11 protein-coding genes are annotated in these 22,779 nt (G+C 60.4%); 4 read left to right on the top strand and 7 right to left on the bottom strand.

From position 1 onward, the window contains the following. Positions 1-44: 44 nt before the first annotated feature. Complete coding sequence (locus IGB42_RS07040) at positions 45-2,492, bottom strand: SIR2 family protein (RefSeq protein WP_159669029.1); 2,448 nt, start codon at positions 2,490-2,492, stop codon at positions 45-47. A gap of 864 nt (positions 2,493-3,356) precedes the next feature. Continuing rightward, positions 3,357-4,271 (bottom strand): LysR family transcriptional regulator, encoded by a 915-nt coding sequence (locus IGB42_RS07035; protein ID WP_159669026.1) that lies wholly within the window; start codon positions 4,269-4,271, stop codon positions 3,357-3,359. A gap of 107 nt (positions 4,272-4,378) precedes the next feature. On the opposite strand from IGB42_RS07035, the gene IGB42_RS07030 reads away from it, so the two are divergent. Continuing rightward, positions 4,379-5,053, top strand: a complete 675-nt coding sequence (locus IGB42_RS07030; protein WP_159669024.1) for a carbonic anhydrase family protein — start codon at positions 4,379-4,381, stop codon at positions 5,051-5,053. Between the two features lie 386 nt (positions 5,054-5,439). Here the strand turns inward: IGB42_RS07030 and fabI are convergent, their stop codons facing one another. The 5 genes from fabI to IGB42_RS07005 form a co-directional block, all read right to left on the bottom strand. Then, complete coding sequence (fabI, locus tag IGB42_RS07025; protein ID WP_159669021.1) at positions 5,440-6,228, bottom strand: enoyl-ACP reductase FabI; 789 nt, start codon at positions 6,226-6,228, stop codon at positions 5,440-5,442. Continuing rightward, positions 6,225-7,406 (bottom strand): acetate/propionate family kinase, encoded by a 1,182-nt coding sequence (locus IGB42_RS07020; protein WP_159669018.1) that lies wholly within the window; start codon positions 7,404-7,406, stop codon positions 6,225-6,227. Before IGB42_RS07020 ends, fabI begins: the two co-directional genes overlap by 4 nt. Positions 7,407-7,433: 27 nt before the next feature. Then, on the bottom strand, positions 7,434-10,235 hold the full coding sequence (locus IGB42_RS07015; RefSeq protein ID WP_236822520.1) for a DUF3141 domain-containing protein: 2,802 nt from the start codon (positions 10,233-10,235) through the stop codon (positions 7,434-7,436). A 409-nt stretch (positions 10,236-10,644) separates the two neighbouring features. Further along, complete coding sequence (locus IGB42_RS07010) at positions 10,645-11,100, bottom strand: SgcJ/EcaC family oxidoreductase (protein ID WP_159669014.1); 456 nt, start codon at positions 11,098-11,100, stop codon at positions 10,645-10,647. Between the two features lie 140 nt (positions 11,101-11,240). Further along, positions 11,241-12,170 (bottom strand): LysR family transcriptional regulator, encoded by a 930-nt coding sequence (locus tag IGB42_RS07005; protein ID WP_159669011.1) that lies wholly within the window; start codon positions 12,168-12,170, stop codon positions 11,241-11,243. A 120-nt stretch (positions 12,171-12,290) separates the two neighbouring features. Between IGB42_RS07005 and IGB42_RS07000 the strand changes: the two genes are divergently transcribed. The 3 genes from IGB42_RS07000 to IGB42_RS06990 all read left to right on the top strand — a co-directional run bounded on the left by IGB42_RS07000 (position 12,291) and on the right by IGB42_RS06990 (position 22,773). Then, positions 12,291-12,830: a DUF1993 family protein gene (locus IGB42_RS07000; protein ID WP_159669008.1), complete on the top strand. Its 540-nt coding sequence runs from the start codon at positions 12,291-12,293 to the stop codon at positions 12,828-12,830. Further along, on the top strand, positions 12,827-13,480 hold the full coding sequence (locus IGB42_RS06995; RefSeq protein WP_159669005.1) for a glutathione S-transferase family protein: 654 nt from the start codon (positions 12,827-12,829) through the stop codon (positions 13,478-13,480). Before IGB42_RS07000 ends, IGB42_RS06995 begins: the two co-directional genes overlap by 4 nt. 353 nt (positions 13,481-13,833) lie before the next feature. After that, positions 13,834-22,773, top strand: a complete 8,940-nt coding sequence (locus IGB42_RS06990; protein WP_159669002.1) for a glycoside hydrolase family 94 protein — start codon at positions 13,834-13,836, stop codon at positions 22,771-22,773. Positions 22,774-22,779 lie beyond the last annotated feature (6 nt).

The following is a 22,779-nucleotide window of genomic DNA, read 5'->3' as shown; positions in this document are numbered from 1 at the left end:
GAGACCTGACCCCGGATTTGTGCAAGAAGTAGTGTGGCGGGGTGCTATTGCCTGTTCATTTCTTTTTCGTTTTTTATCTTGTTGATTATCCCATCAAGCATATCGAGAACTCGAACGATTATTCGTGGGCGGGTAACTGGCCAAGCCTCCGGCAACACCCGAGTCAGGTTTACATGCATAGCCTTGCATGCTTGTTCAAAGTCCGCTTTTTGAGCTTTTGAAAATAACGGGAATTTCTTGTCAAAAACTTCTCCATATAATTCAACCTGACGATATTTATGAACATCGTCCGGCAGAACCTGAATAAGTTTTTTGCCATCCAAGAATAACTGAAATGATCTTGAACGGTCCTCTGCTGATATCGCTCTGAGAAAGAATAAACGCGCTTGCTGCGTGTCAAGATGGTCAGTGTGATAGTTGTACTTTTGAGCCGCTAATGCATAAGCTTGGTGGAAGTATCCTTGCGCTTTTTCGTATTGCTTGTATGTAAGTTGTGCCATTCCATACTGTAGCCAAAAATGCGGATCGTTTTTCAACCATGAAATTTCACGTTTTAAGTGTTCGTAATATCGGACCAGATTTTGCATGCGCTGTTTTTCAGGTAAAAGTCGTTCGACAACAGAAAATCTCAATAGGCTTTTTTGGATTTCTCGAAGGTCATCAACTCCCTTGTCAATAGCTGCAACTATCTTCAATAACTGATCCACGATGTACGTAGCAGAAAACTGCTGAGAAATAAGCGAGATGGCAAATGTACTCGATTTCGACACAACTTTTGTCCCCTCGATTCGGAAAATCTGTCGGAAACTTTCGTTGTTACGCAATTCGGAGGAATATATTTCATTGTTTAGGGCTATTTCCGAAATCAGGCTTGATGTGAGTGGCTTATCATTTGCGGCAAGAAGTGCAATGGAAAATATCGTATCTCGGTATTGTGGGTTTAATAAAATCCCATTCAAAATTTCTCGTACACGGCCAATCATCTGAGGGGATGATAATAGCGACAGCAAATTCAAAGAAATCTGCCTGTGATGATCATGGTTCACGATGGACTGTTTAGAATGGGGGGGCAATGCTGCTTTTTCTCCCCAATACCCAACGTTGTCTATTATGCCTATAAACTGATCTGCCTCTTCTGAAGAAAGTTCATCCAAAGCTATTTCGCTCAATTGTAGGCCTGCCTCGGCCAATCGAGAGCGAGAACGCTCATGAATGCTTGTTCGCGCACCAATAACGAGTTTGAGATTCGTCGGCTGTAGTTCCGCGTAGTGTAAAAGCAAATCAATATTCTGTTCGTAAGAGTCGATGAACAAACAGCCTTTCGTCCCTTCTTTTACGAGTTTATCAAGGTCATCGTGCTGATGTGCATCTGCCTGATCAGCAGTAAAAACTCGGATGCCGGTCAAGGCTAGTCTGCTTTTTAAGGCTCGGATAAATGTAGATTTTCCGTTGCCAAATTCTGCCGTAACGATCAAATTTGCATTTGCATTCAATAATTGATTGGCATATGTGATGTCATCGCGGGAGATGAGAATGGGGGCTCCCTTTGCTCCTGAGACTGCAGCATCAATAATTTTGTCGGAGATTTCACCGCGCATAAGGAATGCGTCAACATCAGCGTCGCGAATTTCAACGTCATCTTCACTAAGTTGATATTCCCATAGGCTCGCAAGAATCAATTCTTCTGGCTCGTCAGAAAAACTGCTTGCTTCCTGAGAGATTGCATTGGCAAAGGCTTCTGCACCAATTGGTAAAATTGAACCAAATTGTGAAATGGTAAACTGATCGCGCCCTTTTTTTAAGGATCGGGTAATGAAAAAAGTTTTTTCGCGATATGTAGGATCGGAGTGGAGAATTTTTTGCACTTCGATGTCATACATTGAATATCCGACAAATATAATTGCCGAGCAAAAATCTATATCTCGCTGAAATGGATATCTCCACCTTGATGTCAAAAATGAATCTGGCGAGAGATAAGAAGAGTTTGTTAGTTTGAATTCATTGTTGAGTGTGTCGATATTAAGATTTTTTAAGGAACCATTTAAGTGGACGCAAATATTGTTTCGTGCAGAAAACTCAGAAGGATTTGAAGCTAGATCAACTGAGTCGTATATTTTCCCCGTTTGTTCGGCAGCACGCTCGAAACAAGTGTCATAATTGGTAGTGTATACTCTCCTCCATGGCATAGATGCAATTGTGATATGATGGCTTTCTACGCCTTTAACAGAAAACGTTTCACGAAGGAGCTTTATTAAGGAGTTTTTGTCTCCACCTTCATCCAAGTAGCGGGATGAAGCATAGCGCAGGTCATTTTCCGCATCAAAGCCTTGGAGGGTTGCAATTTTTTGCGCTAAATCGTGTGCTGTAGGCATTTCTTCATTATTTATGCCGCGTGCAGAAACTGAAAATCCGGATCCTAAGAATAATATTGCATTTCGTGATGCAATATGATGGAGCGCATCAGCCAAAATAGCTTCTTCAGATGTCATCATACATTTTCCTGTGCGTTTCTATTTTAAGGGCATACTTGTATTAAAGTTTTTTTCTATTGGGAATGACATTCAGGGCATGCTGCCGTCAAAATTTTTCCATGCCGAAAGGAGTTTGTTTGTCTGTGCAATTTCGAGAGGTAATTGAAGCCAATGAAAATCTCGGCGCAATTTTTAACATTATTACCCCGAAATATCGATGTTTATGATTTGAGATGTTGATCTCACCATTCTGTAGCCCATTGATCCCACTTCTTCAATCAGCACGATTAAGGCTAAGGTGACTGGAAGGCTATCCGAATCTATAAGTCAGATTCTGAAATTTTGCCGCCTTCGCATTAACCAATAGCTTTCTCTAGACGGCGGCACGAACTGAGCCTGAAGTTAGAAAGCGGCCGCACAGTTTCCAACTTCGATGACCCCTAGTTAACACAAATGCTGTGACCATCCAGACATGTTGCGCTGGCTGCGGCCTAAGGCCTCCGTCCGAGGTAACAATACGGAAATCACGGTGCATCTGCCTGCGTCGACCTTTCGGGGATCAGGCGGATGCCGCATAGCCGGCTGAAGCTAGAGCATAACGTTTGTCCGGCAGGATAAAACCTTATGATAGAACTTGCTTTATGCTTACGCCATAATATTCACACCCCCATCCACATAAAACCGTATTACCCGAAACTCGCGGCGCATCGGGCCTGGCAAGGCGGTGGTGGCATCTCTAAATCCATGCTGCCCACCAGCGCTCAGCACTTTGCCATGCACGCCTGCCGCGACGAGTGACCACCAGCAGCGTTGGTGGCGGGCAAGATTTGCCGCAGCGATGCTCGAGTTGCTGCGGTGGTTGATGGCAGGCTGCCGCCACGCCGCCTACAACCCCGACTCCCGCCGCTCACTCCATTCCAACGCCGTTCGTTCGAGATGCTCCAGAAAAACCGCCGCAACCGGCGATAGCCGTTTGCCGCGCGGATAAAGCGTGAACCACCGTGACTGGAGGGGAAAACCGTCCACATCGAGGATGGTCAGCTGATCGTCCGCCGGGCGCGCGGCAAGCGCATGGCGCGACACCACGGCCAGGCCGAGGCCGCCGGCAACCGCTTGCTTGATTGCCTCGTTGCTGCCCAATTCGAGCCGGACTTGCGGTACGAAGCCGGCACGCGAGAAAAACGCATCGCATGCCAGGCGTGTGCCTGAACCACGCTCGCGCAGGATGAAGCGCTCAGTAGAGAGGTCTGCAAGCGCCAGATGGCGCCCCTTCAGTGGATGCCCATCAGCGGCAATCAGCACCAGCGGATTGGGCAGGAAGGCGTGCTGTTCCAGATCCAGGTTCTCTGGCGGCATCGACATGATGTAGAGATCATCACGGTTTTCGCGCAGGCGGGCGACCACGCCGTCGCGGTTCAGAATCTCCAGTGATATCTCGATGTTCGGGTGTGCTGCACAAAAGTTGCCCAGCAGGCGGGGTACAAAGTACTTTGCGGTACTCACCAGCGCCACGCGCAAGCGCCCTTGTTCCAGCCCCTTCATGGCATCCAGGGTTTGCTCGAATGCCAGCCACTCGTCGAGCATCGTGCGTGCCGTTGCGGCCAGCGCCTCGCCGGCAGCGGTCAGGAACAGACGTTTGCCGATTTGCTCGTAAAGCGGCAGACCGGCGGCGTCGGCCAGCTCGCGCAGTTGCATCGATACCGTCGGCTGGGTGACGTGGCAGGCTTCTGCGGCGGCGGTGACGCTACCGCGCTCGGCCAGCGCCAGAAACAGGCGCAACTGACGAAAGGTGGCGTTCATAGATATTTGTCGATCATTGTTATCATGAATATCGATTATTGCTTATTTCTGATCGCCGGTAATATCTCGCTCCAGCGCAATCGCTGGAAAGCTGGATAAAACGCATCATGAAAACGCACACCCTGGAAACTCAAGCAACCGTTACCCCGGCACTCGCCCTGCGATTTCTCAAGGAAGGCAACGCGCGCTTCGTCAACAACCTGCGCGCCAGCCGTGATCTGTTGCAGCAAGCCAATGAAACGCGCGATGGCCAATGGCCGTTCGCCACCATCGTGAGCTGCATCGACAGCCGTACCTCCGCCGAGCTGATTTTCGATCAGGGCCTTGGGGATATTTTCTCCGTGCGCATTGCCGGCAATGTGATCAACACCGACATCCTTGGCAGCCTTGAGTTTGCCTGCAGCGTGGCCGGATCGCGGCTCATCGTGGTGCTCGGGCACTCTTCGTGTGGCGCCATCAAGGGTGCCTGCGACCACGTGCAACTGGGCAACCTGACCGAGCTGCTGTCCAAGATCCAGCCCGCCGTGTACCAGGAAGGCCAGACGCTGGAGCCGGCCAAGCGCAATTCCAGGAACCCGGCGTTCGTCGAGAACGTTGCCAACCTGAACGTACGCCACTCGGTGCGTTCGATCATCAACCGCAGCTACATCCTCGAGCACATGGTGGCTGCTGGCAAGATCGGCATCATTGGTGCCAAACACGATCTGGCTACCGGCGAAGTCACCTTCTTCGATGACACCTGGTTGAGCGACAAGGCATCGGTTGAGGCAATGGCCGGGTAGCAGGCCGTCTTTACGCAGGACCGGAAGCAGATCCTGTTTGCCGGGCGCTCTGCGCCTGGCTTGGCCATGAACCGGTCACGCCCTGTCAGAACGGGCCTTTTGCCATTGCGGGGAGGCGGTTCGATGTCAGCCAGAAGCCGCGCGATACGGTTTTCCTTTTCGCTTGGCGCCCGTGATGAAGCGCAATGCTTGATTTGCAAAGACCCGATGCGTGCCACCGGCGAGCGTAGCGAGGCGCCCTCGCGGCGGCGAGGGCGGGGGGAATGGCATTAAACAGCAGAGCGCCGCGGTTTTCCCGTCAAAAACCCGTCAGAACCCGGCCTGGCCGGGTTGTTTGATGCCGGTTAACACATCACGGCTGAGGGTGCATGACAGCCCCTCAGCGCTCAGGCCATGATGTTCACGCCGCCATCTACATACACGGTATTGCCCGATATCCGGCGCGCATACGGCGTGGCAAGGTAGGCGGTGGCAAAGCCCACGTCCATGATGTCCACCAGCTCGCCCAGCGGGGCGCGCTCTTGGGCTTCGTTCAGCAGCAGGTCGAAATCCTTCAGGCCGGATGCGGCGCGGGTTTTCAGCGGGCCGGGGGAGATGGCGTGCACGCGGATGCCCTTGGGGCCCAGCTCGTAGGCCAGGTAGCGGCAGGTAGCTTCCAGCGCCGCCTTTACCGGCCCCATCAGCTGGTAGTTGGGCACCACCTTCTGCGCGCCGTGGTAGCTCATGGCGAACAGCGTGCCGCCTTCCCCCATCAGTGGCACGGCCAGCCTGGCCATGCGGATGAAGGAGTGGCAGGAGATATCCATGGCTATGGCAAAGCCCTCCGCCGAGCAATCGATCAGCCCGCCCTGGATATCGCTCTTGGGGGCAGAGGCAATGGCGTGCACCAGGCTATCCAGCCGGCCCCAGCGGGTGTGGATGGCATCGAATACCGCTTGCAGCTCGCCAGCGTCTGCCACGTTCAGCGGCAGGAACAGTTCGGCTTCCAGCGCCTGCGCCAGTGGTTCCACATGCGGGCGGGCCTTGTCGTTCAGGTAGGTGATGGCAAGGTCTGCACCCAGCTCCCGGAAGGCCTTGGCGCAGCCGTAGGCAATGGAGTGCTCGTTGGCGATGCCGGCAATCAGCACTTTCTGGCCGGCCAGTGGCAGATGGGCAGGGCGGTTATCCGTGGTCATGATTGCAGCAGCTCCTTGGTATGGCGGGCGATGACGAGTTCTTCGTTGGCCGGGATTACCCATGCGGCCACGGTGCTGTCTGCGCGGCTGATACAGGGCGCGCCGGATTTGTTGGCGGCACTGTCGATCAGCAGGCCCAGCCAGCGCGCGTGCTGGCACACCTGCTCGCGCACCGGCGCCGAGTGCTCGCCGATGCCGCCGGTAAACACGATGGCATCCAGCCCGCCCAAGGCCGCCGCCAGCGAGCCCAGCTCGCGGCCGATGCGGTAGCAGAACAGCTCGATCGCTTCGTGCGCATCCGGGTTGCCGGAGCTTTGCAGTACGCGCATGTCGCTGGATACGCCCGATACCCCCAGCAGGCCGGATTCCTTGTACAGCAGGCGCTCCACATCGCGCGCGGTCAGCTTCATTTCATCCTGCAGATACAGCAGCACGCCCGGATCCAGGCTGCCGCAGCGGGTGCCCATGGGCAGGCCCTCCACCGCGCTGAAGCCGGTGGTGGCCGCCACGCTGCGCCCGGCATTCATTGCACACATGCTGGCGCCGTTGCCCAGGTGCAGCACCACGGTTTTGCCGGCTGCGGCCTTGCCATCGTAAGAGGGCAACACGGATGCGATGTGCTCGAAAGACAGGCCATGGAAACCGTAGCGGCGTATGCCGGCATCGGTCAGCTTGCGCGGCAGCGCATACATTTGCGCGATCTTGCTCTGGCTGCGGTGGAAGGCGGTATCGAAACAGGCCACCTGCGGCAAATCAGGCATGGCCTGCAGCACCGCCTTGATCGGCAGCACGTTGTATGGCTGGTGCAGCGGCGCCAGCGGGGTGAGTGCTTCCAGCGCGGCCACGGTGCTGCCGGTAACGCGCATCGGCCGCGCAAAGCGCGTGCCGCCATGCACGATGCGATGGCCAACGCCGATCAAGCGCAAGCTGCCCAGATGCAGGCCCAGCCATTCACGCAGAAACTGCATGGCGCCCGCATGGCCGGGCGGCGCATCGTCGGCCCAGCGATGCTCGTCCACCACGTGGTTTTGCGCATCACGCGCCACGAAGCGTGCGTTGCCGCCCAGTTCTTCAATCAGCCCCGATAGCGCAACCGAGAGCAAATCCTGCTCCAGTGCAAACAGCGAAAACTTGATGCTGGACGAACCGGCGTTGATCACCAGAATCGCATCGCTCATTGCGCCTCTCCTTGGGGGCCGGGTGTTTCAGCGTTTGGGTTTGGTCTCTTTGCTTGCGTTTGCGCTACGGGTGGTTTTTGCCGTTGCCGGCTTCGCTTCTGCAGCCGGGGCGATCTCCGCCCCGGCGGCAGGTTTGGGTGCTGTTGCCGTGCGTGCCTTGGCTGCCGGTTTCGCAGCAGGTTTTGCTGCCGGGGCTGTTGGAACCGTCGTTGCCGACGGTGTTGCTTGCGTTCCTTCCGCGCCTGCCTTGGCGACTGCTGCGGGCTTGGGGGCTGTGGCAGGTTTGCTGGTGGCCGCTGCAGGCTTGGCCGGGATGGCGGCCTGGGCTGCAGTTGTGGTTTTGGCCGCTGTACCCGCTTGGGCGCTTGCCTTGGTTGCGGGTGGTTTGGTTGCAGGCGCAGGGTTTGTTGCAACTGCTGGTTTGGTTGCTGCCGCTGCTTTTGTGACATCAGCCGCAGCGTTCGAGGTGCCTTGGGCTTGGGTTGCCGCTGGTGCAGCGGTTGTCTTGCGCGCAGCCGGTGCTTTGGGGGCTGCCGCGGGTGCTACGGGTGCTGCTGGTGCAGCGGCGGTGGTTGTCGCTGTTTTGCTGGCAACTGGCGCGGGCGTGCTTGCTGCCTTGGCGGGTTGTGCTGCGGGTGAGGCTGCCGGCTGGTTGTCCAGCGGCAGTGGCACATCCAGCACCTGGGCAATGCGGGCTATACGTGTGTTGCGCTCGCTGCTGGCTGGCTGCAGCGAAGCCATCTGCTCCAGCAAGGCAACGCAGCGGCGGCGCTGTGCGGCATCCGGCAGCAGTGCCGGCAGGCTGGCGAGCGCCTTGTTTTCGTCATGCATGATCAGCAGTGTCTGGCGCCGGACGGTATCCCTGAGCGCGGCGATGGTGATCTGCGTGTCCAGCCCGGCATCGCGCACCACCTGGCGCAAGGCGTTGAACGGGCGCTCGTCTGCAGCCTGGCCATGTACCGCGCAGTACAGCAATGCGCGCAGATGGGCATCCAGCACGGTGGCGTGCTCAAACTGGTATGCCAGTTCCACCTGCTTCAGGCGCAGCAATTCTTCCTGCTGGGCCGAGCGCGCCACCTGCGGGCGGGCGCCTTGCGGCGCTTTCGGGTCCAGCCCCACCAGGCGTGCCAGCCATGGTGATTCGTAGATGGCCTTGAAGAGTTGTTCCTGCTGCGCGTCCCGCGTATCGCGGTACTGATCCAGCGCGTTCTCTATCGCCCGCGACTGGCGCTTTTCCAGGGCCAGCAAGGGGTTGTCTGTTGCCACTGCCTGCCGCTCTGCACGCACGCTGGCGGCCAGTGGCTTGATGGCGAGCACCGCAGGGTTCAGGTCGGAAAACAGCACGCGCTCGAAACGCGCCGGGTTCAGGTGGCGCAGCAGGTTGGCGCTGAATTCGTTGGAGAACGCCTTGATCCACGGCGAAACCCAGGTGTCGTACACACGCTGATTGGCCTGCGCCACGCGCTTCACCACCTCGAATGCCGCTTCATCCTGGCGCCCGTCATCCAGCGCCAGGATGTCGTCGATCTGCCGTGTTTCAAAGCGTACGAGGTAGCGGCCTTCCACGAATTCCAGCCCCGGCATGTCCGGGTGGGTATCGGTAATCATCGCCTCGTACAGGCCCGGCGGCAGTACGTCGATCAGATCCAGCGTGAACGCCAGTTGCTCGTGCTGCTTCCTGGCCACGCCGCCGGATACGAAAATGCCCAGGTGGCCCACTTTCTCGTGCAGGCAGTAAACAATGGTCTGGTCGTTGGCGCGGATGTCTTCAACTGATTCATACAGATCGGGAATCCAGTTCAGCGCCTGCTGCGGCGGCGTGATATTGTCGCCCCACGAGGCAAACACCACGATGGGCGAACGGATATTGCGCAAGTCCAGCCGCACCTCGCCCGCCTGATCGGTGATCTCGCCCGCAGACAGCCGGTTGCCGATGAACAGGTTCTGCACGATCCAGTCCATTTCCTCCTTGTTGAGCAGGAAATGGCCACCCCACCAGCGCTCGAAGCCCAAAAAGCGCTCGCGCTCGGTATCTACATTGGCGTACAGGTTGTAGAGCTTGCTCCAGTAGGTATTGGCCGGATCGAGCTGCTCGAAATTGTTGACGAGGTAGGTGCCGTCAAAACGGCCATTGCCGATATCGCCGGCAAACGACGCTGCCCACGATCCCCCCAGCAAACCGCCCGAATAGCGCATGGGGTTCTTGCCTTCCACGCCGGCCCAGTACGAAATGGGCGAGCCCGCCAGCAGGATGGGGCCGACCGATTCCGGCGCGGCCGCGGCCAGCATTGCCAGCGCCCAGCCACCCTGGCAGTTGCCGATCACGAACGGCTTGCCGGCGGCATCCGGGTGGCGGCGGTTGATTTCATCCAGAAAAACCTGCTCGGCGCGCGCCACGCATTCGATGGTCTGGCCCGGTACCGGTTGCGGGAAGAACACCATGAAGTAGCACGGGTGCCCGGCCCTCAGCGCAATGCCGATTTCGCTGTCGAGCTTGAAGCCGCCGATGCCGGGGCCATGCCCGGCGCGCGGGTCGATCACCACGAAAGGGCGCTTCAGCGGATCGCTGGCCGGGTAATCTGCCAGCGGCTTGATCAGCGCCAGCGCGTAATTGGCTGGCCGTGCCAGCGTGCGGCCATCGATGAGGATGTCGTAATCGAACACCAGCACCGGCGGCTTGCCGTCATGTGCGTGCTGCAGGTAGAGATTGCCGCGCTCGCGCAGCACGTCCAGAAACAGGATGCCGCGTTGCCAGGCATCCAGCCAGTACGCTTGCGCACTGGAAAAAGACTGGGAAAAGGCAGGAACGACCGAAGACGTGGACAGCATTGCACTTCCTCCGCATACCGGGTTTTGCCGTTCATTATATGCAAGCGGTGATGCGATGCAGCATAAAGTTGTTCGGTCAAGCGATGCGGTGGATTTGTGCAACAAAATCAGACGGATGACTACACGTGTAATCAGATTGTGGTGCGCCTGGGCACGTGTTGCTGTGCATTGCCCGTTGCCTTGCAGCAACGGGCAATGATCGGGTGCAGTGATTGATACCGGGGCTTGGCGCTGCCAACAAAACCCGGTGAAATGCGGGCTGCGAGGCGGTGCCGGCGAGGTGCGGCCGGCGAGGTGTGGCCGATGAGGCACGCGGAACGCAAGTGGTGCCAGGGTACGACAAGTAAGGCTCGGCGCCCCCGGCTCGGCACCCCGCACCAAGCCGCCAGATGGGGTTTGTTGGCGGCGCTTATTCCGGCATGCGCGACGAATGGTGGCTGCTGATCAGCCATTGCTTGCCTGTCCACACATAGGTGTAGGTGTAGCGGGCTTTTACCGTGCTGCCGTCGCCCATGGTGAAGGTATACAGGCCGGCATCCACGGCGGTGTTACAGCCGATGAAGATCTTGCTCAGGTCGATCTTGCCAGCCGGCTTGTTGGGCAGGAAGTGCTCGAAATAATCCAGCTTTTCTTCCCGGCTGATGCGCGGCTTGTTGGAAACCGTAGGCAGCAGGATGGAATTGTCGGCGTAGTTGCTGACCACGCGCGCCGGCTCACCGGTTTGCAGCGATGCATTCCAGCGGTCGAACAGGGCGGCAATCTGCTTTTCCGTCGTAGCATGGCAGGCCGCTGTCTTGGCCATGGCCACAGGTGCTGCACACAGGCCGGCCACCAGCGCTGCGGTGGTGAAGAACATGGTTTTCATCGTGATTCCAATAAGATAGATGCGGGCTTCGAAGGTGTGCATGACACCACCAGCTTGTATCCTATGACAGATAAATAATGCTTATTTGTATTTAACTGCTGATGAATGGCAAGGGTGCAGTCAGGATGCCGGTCGTGCATTCATGCTGATGGCGAATCCACTGGCAGATGTGCCGTCACTTCGTATTGCCCGAAGCGCCCGATCAGGAAATCGAGCAGCGCGCGCACCCGTAACGGCAGGTGTTTTGCGCCGGGGTAAACCGCGAATAGCGACACGGCGTCGCCAAGGTAGCCGGGCAGCAGTGCAAGCAGCCGGCCCGCAGCAATATCCGGCGCTACATCCAGCGCGGATTTATAGACGATGCCTGCGCCTTCCAGCGCCCATTGCCGCACCAGCGCGCTGTCGTCCGCGCAACGGTTGCCGCTGACGGGCACGGTGATGGCTTTCTTGCCGTCGCTGAATGTCCATGCAGTGGCTGGCCGCCCGCCGGTATAGAACGTCAGGCAGTTATGCCCGGCCAGCTCGGCAGGGTTGGCGGGGCTGCCATGCCGGGCGATATAGGCGGGGGCGGCGCAGGCAATCTGCCTGCTGCCACACAGCTTGCGTGCCACCAGCCCCGTATCCTGCATGTCGCCGTAGCGTAGCGCCAGGTCCACGGTATCGCGCAGCAGGTCGTGCAATGCATCGGATACATGCAGCACCACGCGCAATTGCGGGTGCAGTGCCAGGAATTCATCCAGCCACGGGCTGAGTACCGCCCGCGTCAGGTCCGAAGGCGCTGCCAGGTGGATATCGCCAGCCAGCTGCTGCTGGCCGGCCTGCAATTGGGCTTCGCCCTCGGCCAGTACGGCTAGCGCGCGCTCGCAATGATCGCGAAACAGCGCACCGGCAGCGGTCAGCCGCAATGATCGGGTGGAGCGCTCGAACAGCCGCACCTGCAGTGCCAGTTCCAGCCGCTTGATGGCGGCGCTGGCGGCAGCCGGTGTCAGCTGCAGTTGCCGCGCCGCGCTGCTGAAATTGCCGCTGTTGGCGGCGCGGATGAAGAGCTGGAGGTCGTTGAGCGTGTACATCTGCAAATTTTCATTGAAACTGAATCAATATTCGCACTGATTATCAATTTGCAGGCGGGCGAGCACAATGGCTGTGACCGGGTATCACGTTGCTTGCCCCGAACCGAGCTCAAGCCAGCCATGTCCTCTTCGCTTTATCTTTCTTCCGTTCCCGTCTTCACGCGCTACCTGCAGCAGCTGGCTGCCATGCTGGCGCTGGCACAAACCCATATCAGGCAAACCGGGATGGATGAGCAGGCGCTGCTGGCTACCCGCCTGGCTGCGGATATGCATCCGTTTCTCAGCCATGTACAGATCGCCGACGACTTTGCCCGCAGGGCATGCGCGCCGCTGGCGGGCGTAGCCAAGCCGGAATATGCCGGCAACGCCGCTAGCCTGGCTGAGCTGGCTGCGCGCATTGCCACTACGCTGGCGTTTCTGGCAGCGTTGCCTGCAGCCGCATTCGACGGCAACGCCACGCGCCAGATCAGCAGCGCGGCAGGGCAGCAGCAGCTGGTGCTCGATGCCGGCACCTTCCTGCTGCACTACGCATTGCCCAACTTCTTTTTCCACATCACGATTGCCTACGCCATCTTGCGCCACCTGGGCGTGGAGATCGGCAAGCGTGATTTCGATGGCTTCCACCTTTACCCGTCCGCCCGCAATGGAGATACCGCATGATCGATTTCTACACCGCCGCCACCCCCAATGGCCACAAGGTGGCCATCGCGCTGGAAGAACTGGGTTTGCCATACACGCTGATCCCGCTCAACCTGTCCGCGCTGGAACAGAAGCAGCCGGCATTCCTCGCCATCAACCCCAATGGCCGCATCCCGGCGATCATCGATCACGGCAATGAAGATTTTGCAGTATTCGAATCGGGCGCCATCCTGATCTACCTGGCGGAGAAAACCGGCCAGCTGTTGCCCGTGGATGCCAAGCGCCGCTCGCAGGCATTGCAATGGCTGATGTTCCAGATGGGCGGCATCGGCCCGATGATGGGGCAGGCCAATGTGTTCTACCGCTACCTGCCGGAGAAGATTCCGCTGGCAATCGATCGCTACCAGAAAGAAGGCCGCCGCCTGTTCGAAGTGCTGAACAGCCGCCTGGCCGGGCGGGAATACCTGGCCGACGAATACAGCATTGCCGACATCGCCACCTGGCCTTGGGTGCGCATCCACGATTGGAGCGGCATCGCGGTGGATGGGCTCGAGCACCTGCAGGCGTGGATGGAGCGCATGGCGGCACGGCCCGCATGCCAGCGCGGCATCCTGCTGCCACCGCAGCAATCCAGTACGCCGCAGGATGCGTTGAAGATGGTGGTGAGGTAAACACAATCTGGCCGTCATCCCTGCGGCAGCGACGGCGTTGCACAAAGCGCAGCCACATGGCTGCGTTTTTCAGTGTTGCGCCTGACGGCGCTGCCTGGCCGGCAGAGGCATGCAGGCCAGGCATGCTTGGCAAGACCCGATCATTGCGCGAATGGCGATACAGACCTTCACCCTGTTTGCCCGCCCCCGGCGCTATGTACGTCAGCGCACAGACCCCCGCTGCTGTTCACGTTAGCTTCACCGGCTGATCGTCCGATCCAGCTGTTCTCACGCGGCGCCCGCCTGCAGCGCAACGCGTTTGCCCGCCCGGGCGCTGCCGCCCCCGCCTGAACCATGTCACCACCGCAGATGCCATGCATCTGCAACCAGCAAGGAAAACCTTGAACGCATACGCCACGCTTGTCGAACAGCTTCGCAACTGGATCCCGTCGCTGCGCAGCAGTGAATGGTCACGCATCTCCACCAAGGGTGAAGAGCCGCCGTTGCGCGCTGCGCTTTTCAGTGCCGAGCAGATGGCACTGCATGGCAAGGCGCTGGCCGCCACCCATGCGCTGGCGCGCGGGCATGCGCCCGATCAGTTGCTGGCACGGCTGGCCGCCAATGAAACCGCGCTGATCAGCGTATGCAAGCTGTTGACCGAGGCGGTGACCGCCAAGCGGCGCGTATCGCCCGGTGGCGCATGGTTGCTGGATAACTTTTACCTGATCGAAGATCAGATCCGCACCACCAAGCGCCACCTGCCCAAGGGTTACAGCCGCGAGTTGCCGCGTTTGCTGCAAGGCCCATCCGCCGGCCGGCCGCGTGTATACGACATTGCGCTGCAGGTGATCTCGCATGGCGACGGGCGCGTGGATGCGGACAGCCTCAGCCGCTTCGTGGCCGCCTACCAGAGCGTGACGCCGCTCAAGCTGGGGGAGCTGTGGGCGATTCCCATCATGCTGCGGCTGGCGGTGATCGAAAACCTGCGCCGGGTGGGCGTGCGCATTGCCGCAGGGTGGGATGAGCGCAATCTGGCCGATACCTGGGCAGACCAGATGACGGAAACCGCCGAGCAGAACCCGCGGGATCTGATCCTGGTGATTGCCGATATGGCGCGCTCCAACCCGCCCATGGTCAGCGCCTTCGTGGCCGAGCTGGCCCGGCGCCTGCAGGGGCGTGGCCCGGCACTGGCGTTGCCGCTGACGTGGATTGCCCAGCGGTTGTCCGAATCGGGCCTGACCATCGAACAACTGGTGCAGCTGGAAAACCAGCAACAGGCGGCAGACCAGGTGTCGATCAGCAACAGCATCGGCAGCCTGCGCGTACTCGGTGCGATGGACTGGCGTGATTTCGTCGAATCGCTCAGCATCGTGGAGCAAACGCTGCGCGCCGATCCGGCAGGCGTTTACCCGGATATGGCCTTTGCCACCCGCGATCGTTACCGCCACGCTACCGAGGCCATTGCCAAACGCGGCAACTTCAGCGAAGGGGAAGTGGCCAATGCTGCACTGGCCATGGCCCGCGCTGGCGCGACTGCACAGCAGGGCGGCACGCAACCTGATCGCACCGCGCACGTAGGGTATTACCTGGCTGGCAAGGGTTTGCCTGCGCTGGAGCAGGCCGCAGGCGCACGGCTCTCCTTTGGCGGCCGCCTGCGCCGCAAGGCCAGGCAGTGGCCGCTGGCGCTGTATCTGGGCACCATCACTGCCGTCACCTTGTTGCTGACGGCGCTGCTGCTGCTGCCGACACGGTTTGCAGCGCTGCCACACTGGTGGCCGGTGTGGTTGCCGGTACCCGAAGCGGATCACATGGCCTTGTGGTGGTGGCTGCCGCTGGCAGCGCTCAGCCTGCTGGCAATCAGCCAGCTCGCCGCCGCACTGGTGAACTGGCTGGTGACCTTGCTGGTGGCCCCCACCGCTTTGCCCAGGATGGATTACTCGGAGGGCATACCGGCCAGCGCCCGCACGCTGGTGGTGATTCCCACCATGCTGACCGGCGCGGCCAGCATCGAGGATCTGATCGAAGCGCTGGAAGTGCGTTTCCTCGCCAATCGTGATGACAACCTGCACTTCGGCCTGCTTACCGATTTGCGCGATGCGCCGCAGCAGACCATGCCGGGTGACGAAGCACTGGTCACGCTGGCACAGCTACGCATCAACGAACTCAATGCCAAGTATGCAAGCACGCCAGATGTGGCCGCGCAGATCTTCTTCCTGTTTCACCGTGCCCGCAGCTGGAACGCGCAAGCGAACCAGTGGATGGGGTACGAGCGCAAACGCGGCAAGCTGGCCGACCTGAACGCGCTGCTGCGCGCCAGTGGCGTAGCAGAAGGCAGCAAGCGGTTTGCGGTGATCGTGGGCAATATCGCGCCGCTGCGCAGCGTGAAATATGTGATCACGCTCGATACCGATACCGCGCTGCCGCTGGATGCTGCCCGCCAGATGGTCGCCGCCATGGCGCACCCGCTGAACCGCCCCCAATACGATGTCGCCACGCAAAGCGTGGTGGATGGCTACGGCATCCTGCAGCCGCGCGTGGCCGCCACGCTGCAAGGCACGCACCGCTCGCGCTATGCGCGCATGTACAGCGGCGATGTGGGCATAGACCCGTATACGCGCGCGGTATCCGATGTATACCAGGATGTGTTTGCCGAGGGCTCGTTCATCGGCAAGGGCATCTACGATGTGGACGCATTCGAGTTTGCGGTGGGCGAGCGCTTCCCGGAAAACCGCATCCTGAGCCACGATTTGCTGGAAGGCTGTTATGCCCGGGCCGGCCTGCTCAGCGATGTACAGCTGTACGAAGATTATCCGCCCCGCTATGGCAGCGATGTCAGCCGCCGTCACCGCTGGATACGCGGGGATTGGCAACTGGCAGGCTGGCTGTTGCGCGGCGTTCCCGCGGATGGCGCCCGCAGGCAGCGCAACCCGCTGTCTGCGCTGTCGCAATGGAAGCTGTTCGACAACCTGCGCCGCAGCCTGGTGCCTGCCGCACTGATGCTGATGCTGGTGCTGGGCTGGACCGTGCTCGCGCCCGCCGGCCTGTGGACAGCAGCGGTGCTGGCTATCGTCTTGCTGCCTTCGCTGTGCGCGATGCTGCTGGACTTCCTGCGCAAGCCGGCCGAGGCCTTGCTGGTGCAACATGTATCCGCCAGCGCGCAAGCGGCGGTGCGTCGCACTGCACAGCTCGGCTACGAATTTGCCTGCTTGCCGTACGAGGCGTACTACAGCCTGGATGCAATCGGCCGCACGGTGTGGCGCATGCTGGTATCGCACCGGCACCTGCTGGAATGGCAGACCTCCGCCGATTCGGCGCAGCCAGCCGGCCGTGGTGACTTCGTTGCCACGCTTCGGCAGATGTGGGTTGCACCGGCACTGGCATTGGCAATTGCGCTGTATCTGGTTGCGACCAGCCCGGGCACCTTGCTGATTGCCGTACCGATACTGCTGTTGTGGTTGCTGGCCCCGGTGCTTGCTTGGTGGATCAGCCGCCCGCTGGCACAGCGCCAGGCGGCCTTGACGGCCGTGCAGACACGCTTCCTGCGCATGCTGTCGCGCCGTACCTGGGCATTTTTCGATCACTTCGTGGGGCCGGACGATCACTGGCTGCCGCCGGATAATTACCAGGAATACCGCGTGGCCGCGGTGGCGCATCGCACCTCGCCCACCAATATGGGCCTGGCGCTGCTGGCCAACCTGTCTGCCTACGATTTTGGCTACGTGCTGAGCGGGCCGCTGCTGGAGCGCACTGCCAATACCCTGCGCACCATGGCCAGCCTGGAGCGGCATCGCGGGCATTTCTACAACTGGTACGACACGCAAACGCTGCAGGCATTGGCACCGCTGTATATCTCCACCGTGGATAGCGGCAATCTTGCCGGCCACCTGCTGACACTGCGGCCCGGCCTGCTGGCGCTGTTGGATGACAGCATCCTGCCACCGCAACTGTATGCCGGCCTGAGCGACCCTTTCCAGATCCTGCTCGATACCGCAGATGCCAGTGCCGCTGCGGCCATGGCGATGTTCTGGAACGAGCAGGACTGCAGCTTCAGCACCCAGCCCGTGACTTTGCAGGCGGCCTTCAGCCATCTGCAGCGGTTGGCCAGCTGCGCGGATGCACTGGCTGAAAAAGTCGCTGCAACAGCACCGGCCACCTTGCCTGCCGGCAGCCAGAATGCCAATCACGAACAGGCGGCGCTGCAAGCGGCAAAAACGGCGGAAGTACATGAATGGGCGCAGGCGCTGGCCCGCCAGTGCCACGATGCCGTGGCGGAGCTGGCCTGGCTGGCGCCGTGGCTGTTGCAACCGGCTGCGCCGGATACGCTCACGCAGGCACTGGCAGGGTTTGGCGGACTCAATGCCATTCCCACGCTGTATCAACTTTCCCAATTGGTGGGCACATCAGCTGCGGAGATCGATGCATTGCTTGGCGCCCACCCGGCGAGCGCGGAACAGGCGTGGCTGGCAGCACTGCAGCAAAACGTGCAACTGGCCAGCCAGCGCGCAGACACGCGCATTGCCTGCATTGCGCAGTTGGCTGCGCAGGCCGGCGAGATGGCGCGTATGGATTACGACTTCCTGTACGACAAGACGCGCCACCTGCTCACCATCGGCTACAACGTCAGCGATCACCGTGCGGATGCCAGCTATTACGACTTGCTGGCTTCCGAGGCACGGCTGGGCTGCTTCGTGGCCATTGCGCAGGGACATTTGCCGCAGGAAAGCTGGTTTGCGCTGGGCCGCCTGCTCACGGGTACCGGGGGCGACCCGGTATTGCTGTCGTGGAGTGGCTCGATGTTCGAGTACCTGATGCCGCTGCTGGTGATGCCCGGCTACGACAACACGCTGCTGGACCAGACCTGCAAGGCGGCGGTGGCGCGGCAGATCGAATATGGCCGCCAGCGTGGCGTGCCGTGGGGGATATCCGAATCAGGCTACAACACCGTGGATGTCAGCCTGGATTACCAGTATCGGGCGTTCGGCGTGCCGGGGCTGGGGCTCAAGCGCGGCTTGGCAGAAGACCTGGTGATTGCACCGTACGCCACGGTAATGGCATTGATGGTGGCGCCGGAAGCAGCCTGCCAGAACCTGCAGCGCATGGCAGACCGGGGCTTTGTCGGCAAGTATGGGTTCTTCGAAGCCATCGACTACACGGCCACACGCCAGCGGCGCGGGCAATCGCACGCGGTGGTGCGCTCGTTCATGGTTCATCACCAGGGCATGAGCCTGCTGGCGCTCGATTATCTGTTGCTGGATAAACCCATGCAGCAGCGTTTTGCATCGGACCGGTTGTTCCAGGCCGCCATGCTGCTGTTGCAGGAGCGCATTCCCAAGGCCACCGGCCTGTTCGCGCATACCGCGCAGCGCTTTGATGTGCGTTCGATCTCGCTGGCGGCAGAACCGCCGATGCGGCTGTTCACCACGCCCGATACCGCGCAGCCCGAGGTGCAATTGCTGTCCAACGGCCGCTATCACGTGATGGTAAGCAACGCCGGCGGCGGCTACAGCCGCTGGAAGGATCTGGCGGTTACACGCTGGCAGGAAGACGGCACCAGCGATCACTGGGGCAGCTTCTGCTATATCCGCGATGTGAGCAGTGGCGCGTTCTGGTCCACCAGCCATCAACCCACGCTGGCAAAGCCCGCCCATTACGAAGCCATTTTCTCCGAAGGCCGCGCAGAATTCCGCCGCCGCGATGTACTGGGCGAGGCGGATGGCGGCAATGCAGCCGATGCGCTGGAAACGCATACCGAAATCGTGGTGTCGCCAGAGGATGACATCGAGCTGCGGCGTATCCGCATTACCAACCGCTCACGCCAGCGCCGTGAAATCGATGTAACGACGTACGGCGAAGTGGTCATCGCGCCGGCCGATGGCGATGCCCAGCACCCCGCATTCAGCAAGCTGTTCGTGCAGACGGAAATCCTGCAGGCGCAACATGCCATCCTGTGCACGCGCCGGCCCCGTGCGGTGGGCGATGCGGCGCCATGGCTGCTGCACCTGATGACCGTGCACGGCGCGGAAATCGGCACCGTTTCCTACGAAACGGATCGCGCCCGCTTCATCGGCCGCAACCGCACGCTGGCGTCTCCGCTGGCCATGCACGAGCCGGGTGCGCTATCGAATACCGATGGTTCGGTGCTGGATCCGGTGGTGGCGATACGCTACCGCATCGTGCTGGAGGCCGAGCAGACCGCCACGCTGGATGTGGTATCGGGTATGGCGGAAAACCGCGAACTGGCACTTGGTCTGATCGACAGGTACCAGGATCGTCATCTGGCCGACCGCGTGTTCGATCTGGCATGGACGCATAGCCAGGTGGCGTTGCGCCAGCTCAATGCAACCGAAGCGGATGCACAGCTGTATGCACGCCTGGCCAGCGCGGTGATCTACGCCAATGCCACATTGCGTGCCGATGCCAGCGTGCTGATCCAGAATCGCCGTGGCCAGTCCGGCTTGTGGGGCTATGCGATCTCTGGCGATCTGCCCATCGTGCTGCTGCAGGTGAGCGATGCCGCCAATATCGATCTGGTACGGCAGATGGTGCAGGCGCACGCATACTGGCGCCTGCGCGGGCTGGTGGTCGATCTGGTGATCTGGAACGAAGACCATGCCGGTTACCGGCAACGGCTGCAGGACCAGATTCTGGGCCTGATCGCATCCGGTATCGAAGCCAGCGTGATCGACCGGCCGGGCGGCATCTTCGTACGGCTGGCCGAACAGATATCCGGTGAAGACCGCACGTTGTTCCAGGCGGTAGCCCGTGCGGTGATCAGCGATGAACGCGGCACACTGGTCGAGCAACTGGATGACCGCAAGCGCGCGGAGCCACGCGTGGCCAAGCTGGTACCCACCCGCGCCTACCGCGCCGAAAACACCGCGCCGCTGCCCCGGCGCGAGCTGGTGCTGTTCAACGGGCTGGGTGGCTTCACCCGCGATGGCCACGAGTACGTGATGACGCTGATGCCCGGCCAGGTTACCCCAGCACCTTGGGTTAATGTGCTGGCCAACCCGCTGTTCGGTACTGTGGTGTCGGAGGCGGGCAGCGCATATAGCTGGCACGAGAATGCGCATGAGTTCCGGCTGTCACCCTGGCAGAACGACCCGGTCAGCGATGGTAACGGCGAGGCCATTTACCTGCGTGATGACGAAACTGGCCATGTGTGGTCGCCCGCGCCATTCCCGGCGCGTGCCGATGTGCCCTACGTGGTGCGCCATGGCTTTGGCTACAGCGTGTTTGAAACCACGCTGAACGGCATCCGCTCCGAACTGTGGGTGTATGTGGCCATGGATGCAGCCATCAAGTTCTCGGTGCTGAAACTGTTCAACGAATCAGGTCGGGCGCGGTTGCTGTCTGCCACCGGCTATGTGCAGTGGGTATTGGGCGACCTGGGCGCCAAGACCGCCATGCACCTGAATACCGAGATCGACCCGGGCACGGGTGCGCTGTTTGCACGCAACCCGTACAGCAACGAATTTGCCGGGCGCGTGGCCTTCTTCGATGTGGATGACCCGGGCCGCACGCTGACCGGGGATCGCAACGAGTTCATTGGCCGCAATGGCCAGCTGCGCCAGCCCGCAGCGCTGGCACGCACGCATCTTTCCGGCAAAACCGGCGCGGGGCTTGATCCGTGCGGGGCGATCCAGAGCAGTTTCGCACTGGAAGAGGGCGAAACGCGCGAAGTGGTTTTCCGCCTGGGGGTGGGGAACGATACGGCCGATGCCGGCAAGCTGGTACAGCAGTTCCGCGGCGAGGGCGCCGCGTTGCGCGCACTGGAAAACGTCTGGCAGCACTGGAACCATGCGCTGGGTGCCATCAAGGTGGAAACGCCCAATGTGGCGGTCAACGTGCTGGCCAACGGCTGGCTGGTTTACCAGACGCTGGCTTGCCGCATCTGGGCGCGCAGCGGGTATTACCAGTCTGGCGGTGCATTCGGCTTCCGCGATCAGTTGCAGGACATGATGTCGCTGATCCACGCCAAACCGGCGCTGGTGCGCGAGCACTTGCTGCTGAGCGCCAGCCGGCAGTTCGTGGAAGGCGATGTGCAGCACTGGTGGCATCCGCCTGCCGGCCGTGGCGTGCGCACGCATTGCTCGGATGATTACCTGTGGTTGCCGCTGGCGGTATGCCGCTACGTGACCGGCACCGGTGACACTGGCGTGCTGGATGAGCACGCGCACTTCCTGGAAGGGCGCCCGGTGAATGCCGAGGACGACTCCTACTACGATATGCCGGGCCGCTCTGCCGATACGGCCAGCCTGTACGAGCACTGCGTGCGTGCCATTCGCCATGGCCTGCGCTTTGGCGAGCGTGGCTTGCCGCTGATCGGCTCCGGCGACTGGAACGACGGCATGAACCTGGTGGGCATGGGTGGCAAGGGCGAGAGCATCTGGCTGGGTTTCTTCCTGTGCGAAGTATTGCGCCAGTTTGCCGGCGTTGCGCAAACGCGTGGCGATCAGGCCTTTGCCGACGAATGTACCCGGCAGGCCGAGCAATTGCGCCAGAACATCGAACGCAATGGCTGGGATGGCGCATGGTACCGGCGTGCCTATTTTGACGATGGCACGCCGCTTGGCTCTGCCGGCAATGCCGAATGCCAGATCGATTCGATCTCGCAAAGCTGGTCGGTGCTGTCCGGTGCGGGCGACCCCACACGGGCGAGGCGCGCCATGCAGGCGGTGGACGAGCGCCTGGTGCGCAAGGACGATGCATTGGTCCAGTTGCTGGATCCGCCATTCAATCAATCCAGCCTGAACCCCGGTTATATCCGTGGCTATGTGCCGGGTGTACGCGAGAACGGTGGGCAGTACACGCATGGCGCGGTATGGGCTGCCATGGCGTTTGCAGAGCTGGGCGAGAACGAACGCGCATGGGCACTGCTGGCGATGATCAACCCGGTGAACCATGCACTGTCGCCAGCGGCTGCAGCGCGCTACAAGGTCGAACCCTATGTGGTGGCTGCCGATGTATACGGCGTTGCTCCGCACACCGGGCGTGGTGGCTGGAGCTGGTATACCGGCTCTGCCGGCTGGATGTACCGGCTGATCGTCGAATCACTGCTGGGCTTGAAACTGCAGGGAGAAACGCTGCATCTGGCGCCACGCCTGCCAGCAGACTGGCCTTGGTTCAAGCTGCATTATCGCTACCGGAATACGGTTTACCACATCACCGTGACGCAAACGCAAAGCGGTGATGCCAGCGCAAGCGCATCGACGACGCTCAGTGTGGACGGGGTACCGCAGCAGGATACTGCAGTGCAGTTGCAGGATGATCACGGCGAACACATGGTGGAGGTCGGCGTACGGGCATCCTGAGCGCAC

The sequence above is a fragment of the Andreprevotia sp. IGB-42 genome (assembly GCF_009848685.1).
Lineage (GTDB): Bacteria > Pseudomonadota > Gammaproteobacteria > Burkholderiales > Chitinibacteraceae > Andreprevotia.
The sequence above is the reverse complement of the archived record's forward strand: the minus strand, read 5'-3'. Positions and strand labels throughout refer to the sequence as shown.

What these genes read in the sequence shown, in the direction of transcription:
- IGB42_RS06995 (WP_159669005.1), top strand. Translation starts at nt 12,827, where the DNA reads ATGATCGATTTCTACACCGCCGCCACCCCCAATGGCCACAAGGTGGCC.
- IGB42_RS07015 (WP_236822520.1), bottom strand. Translation starts at nt 10,235, where the DNA reads ATGCTGTCCACGTCTTCGGTCGTTCCTGCCTTTTCCCAGTCTTTTTCC.
- IGB42_RS07035 (WP_159669026.1), bottom strand. Translation starts at nt 4,271, where the DNA reads ATGAACGCCACCTTTCGTCAGTTGCGCCTGTTTCTGGCGCTGGCCGAG.
- fabI (WP_159669021.1), bottom strand. Translation starts at nt 6,228, where the DNA reads ATGACCACGGATAACCGCCCTGCCCATCTGCCACTGGCCGGCCAGAAA.
- IGB42_RS07020 (WP_159669018.1), bottom strand. Translation starts at nt 7,406, where the DNA reads ATGAGCGATGCGATTCTGGTGATCAACGCCGGTTCGTCCAGCATCAAG.
- IGB42_RS07000 (WP_159669008.1), top strand. Translation starts at nt 12,291, where the DNA reads ATGTCCTCTTCGCTTTATCTTTCTTCCGTTCCCGTCTTCACGCGCTAC.
- IGB42_RS07005 (WP_159669011.1), bottom strand. Translation starts at nt 12,170, where the DNA reads ATGTACACGCTCAACGACCTCCAGCTCTTCATCCGCGCCGCCAACAGC.
- IGB42_RS07010 (WP_159669014.1), bottom strand. Translation starts at nt 11,100, where the DNA reads ATGAAAACCATGTTCTTCACCACCGCAGCGCTGGTGGCCGGCCTGTGT.
- IGB42_RS07030 (WP_159669024.1), top strand. Translation starts at nt 4,379, where the DNA reads ATGAAAACGCACACCCTGGAAACTCAAGCAACCGTTACCCCGGCACTC.
- IGB42_RS06990 (WP_159669002.1), top strand. Translation starts at nt 13,834, where the DNA reads ATGCATCTGCAACCAGCAAGGAAAACCTTGAACGCATACGCCACGCTT.
- IGB42_RS07040 (WP_159669029.1), bottom strand. Translation starts at nt 2,492, where the DNA reads ATGATGACATCTGAAGAAGCTATTTTGGCTGATGCGCTCCATCATATT.